We start from the raw sequence: 2,604 nt of genomic DNA on the forward strand, positions 1-2,604 counted from the left end.
CATTTCGTGTCGCTGACGCCGTCGGGGCTGCGCGAAGCCGATTTCGATCCGAAGCAGGACACGCCGATGCCGAAGAACGAAGTGTCGTGTTCGAGTCATTGACGGCGCTCCGGTAACGCACTGTCGTCGTGAACGCGGACTGGCCGCGTGTCTCCCCGTGCCCGTCGTCTTTCCGCCGTCCGAACCACGCCGCGACAGACGACACCTCGCCCACTCGGTCGCCCGGTAGTCGGGCATGCCGTCGTGGGCCTGCCCGACCCCAACTGCCGCGCCTTTCCTCTGCCGAATTCGCCAGCGCCGCCCGTACCGGCTAGACTGTCGCCCGATTCCTTCCATCGGCCGCGGCGTCCCGCCTCCTGCCGCCGCCGGAACGCCCCTTCCCGGAGAACGAATGCTGAAGCGCCAGTGGTTTTCGCTCGTGCTGCTGACGGTTTGCCTGCTCGGGCAACGCGCGTCGGCCCAGTCCACGCTCGAACTCGACACCGACGGCACGACGCGTGCCCTCACCCGCCAGACGTTGCTCGCGCGCGCCGATGCGGCCGCCATCCACGTGCCGCGCGATATCGCCTACGGGCGGCCGATGACGTTCCGCGCGGTGCCGTTCGCCGCGCTGCTCGGCGACACGCCGCTGCCGGCCGACGGCGTGCTCGAAACGCGCGCGGCCGACGGTTTCGCCGCGCAACTGCCGCTCGAGCTCGTGCGCCGCCGCGCGCCGGCCGGCGCGATCCCGTGGCTCGCGATCGAGGACCCGGCCCATCCATGGCCGAAGCTGCCCGGCAAGCAGGTCAGCGCGGGGCCGTTCTATCTCGTCTGGCTCGGGCCGGACGCGTCGTCGGTGCGCGGCGAGCAGTGGCCGTACCAGATCGTGCGCATCACGATCGAATCGTCACCGCTCGCGCGCTGGCCGTCGCTCGCGGTCGACACCGCGTTGCCCGCGAACGACCCGGCCCGCGCGGGCCAGCGCCTGTTCGTCACGCAATGTCTCGCGTGTCACCGCGTCGACGGCGCGGGCAGCAGCCACGCCGGCCCCGACCTGAACACGCCGATGAACCCGGTCGACTACTTCCAGCCCGCCGCGCTGCGCCGCTACATCCGCAATCCGGCGTCGGTACGCGACTGGCCGGGCCGCAGCATGCCGGCGTTTCCGCCCGATCAACTGAGCGATCGCGAACTCGACCAGATCGTCGCGTATCTCGCGTACATGGCGCGGCGCAAGACGGCAAAATAACGCGCGCCATCCATCCGGCCGCACCCGGCGCGCTTACGCTTCCTGCGCGCTCTGCAACACCGCGCGCAACAGCACGTCGGCGCCCGCCGTCGCCCATTCCGGCGTAATCGCTTCGGCCTCGTTGTGGCTCAGCCCGTCGACGCACGGCACGAAGATCATGCCGGTCGGCGCGACACGCGCGACATAGCACGCGTCATGGCCCGCGCCGGACACGATGTCCATGTGCGACAGTCCGAGCGAGCGCGCCGCGTCACGCACCGTGTCGATGCAGCGTGGCGCGAACGGCACCGGCGCATACGTGAAGATCTGCTCGATCCGCGCGCCGAGGCCGGTTTCGTCGGCCAGGCGCGCGAGTTCCGCGCGTAGCGCCGCGTCCAGTTCATCGAGGACCGCATCGTCGGGGTGACGGAATTCCACCGTGAAGAAGCAGCCGCCCGGCACCGTGTTACGCGAATTCGGCCGCGCCTCGATCATCCCGACCGTCGCGCGCGCATCCGGTGCGTAGCGGCGGCCGAGCACTTCGATGAACGAGATCATCCGTGCCGCGCCAACCAGCGCGTCGCGACGGAACGCCATCGGCGTCGTACCGGCGTGCGCGTCGACCCCGGTGAGCGTCACCTCGTACCAGCGCTGCCCCTGCCCGGCCGTCACGACGCCGATCGTCTTGCCGGCCCGTTCCAGAATCGCGCCCTGCTCGATATGCAGTTCGTACGCCGCGTGCACCGGATAGCCGCCAACCGGCTCCGCGCCTGCGTAGCCGATCCGTTCGAGCTCCTCGCCGATCGTCCGGCCCGTGCCGTCGCTGCGCGACAACCCGTATTCGAGCGTATAGACGCCCGAGAACACGCCGGCCGACACCATCGCCGGCGCGAAGCGCGAGCCTTCCTCGTTGGTCCAGATCACGACGTCGACCGGGCGCTCGGTCTCGATGCCCGCGTCGTTCAGCGCGCGCACGACTTCGAGCCCGCCGAGCACGCCGTAAATGCCGTCGTAGCGGCCACCGGTGGGCTGCGAATCGGCGTGCGAGCCCGTCATCACCGGTGCGGCGTCCGGATTGCGGCCTGCGCGGCGCGCGAACACGTTGCCCATCCGGTCGACGCGCACCGTACAGCCGGCGTCGCGCGCCCACCGCACGAACAGGTCACGCGACTCGCGGTCGAGATCGGTCAGCGCGAGGCGGCACACGCCGCCCTTCGGCGTCGCGCCGATCTGCGCCATCCGTTCGAGCGACGCCCACAGGCGGTCGCCGTCGACGCGCGGCATGCGCGCGGTATCGGCATCGTTACGCATCGCCGTTCTCCGGCGCGCGTTGCAGCGCATAGCGAAAATCGCAGCGCTTGCCGCCCTGCATGATCGTGCTGGTGCGCGTGAGCGCG

At 70.5% G+C, this 2,604-nt stretch carries 2 protein-coding genes and 1 pseudogene; 1 reads left to right on the top strand and 2 read right to left on the bottom strand.

The features are described from left to right. Positions 1–391: 391 nt before the first annotated feature. Positions 392–1,228: a cytochrome c gene (locus tag JMF90_RS32825; RefSeq protein WP_011547966.1), complete on the top strand. Its 837-nt coding sequence runs from the start codon at positions 392–394 to the stop codon at positions 1,226–1,228. 33 nt (positions 1,229–1,261) lie between these two features. Here the strand turns inward: JMF90_RS32825 and JMF90_RS32830 are convergent, their stop codons facing one another. After that, positions 1,262–2,518, bottom strand: coding sequence for a Zn-dependent hydrolase (locus JMF90_RS32830; RefSeq protein ID WP_011547967.1), 1,257 nt, complete (start codon positions 2,516–2,518; stop codon positions 1,262–1,264). Then, a pseudogene (locus tag JMF90_RS32835) lies at positions 2,511–2,604 on the bottom strand (L-2-amino-thiazoline-4-carboxylic acid hydrolase); the annotation flags it as partial. The pseudogene JMF90_RS32835 and the gene JMF90_RS32830, both read right to left, overlap by 8 nt.

This window comes from Burkholderia sp. E168m23 (assembly GCF_016586125.1).
GTDB classification, from domain to species: domain Bacteria; phylum Pseudomonadota; class Gammaproteobacteria; order Burkholderiales; family Burkholderiaceae; genus Burkholderia; species Burkholderia orbicola.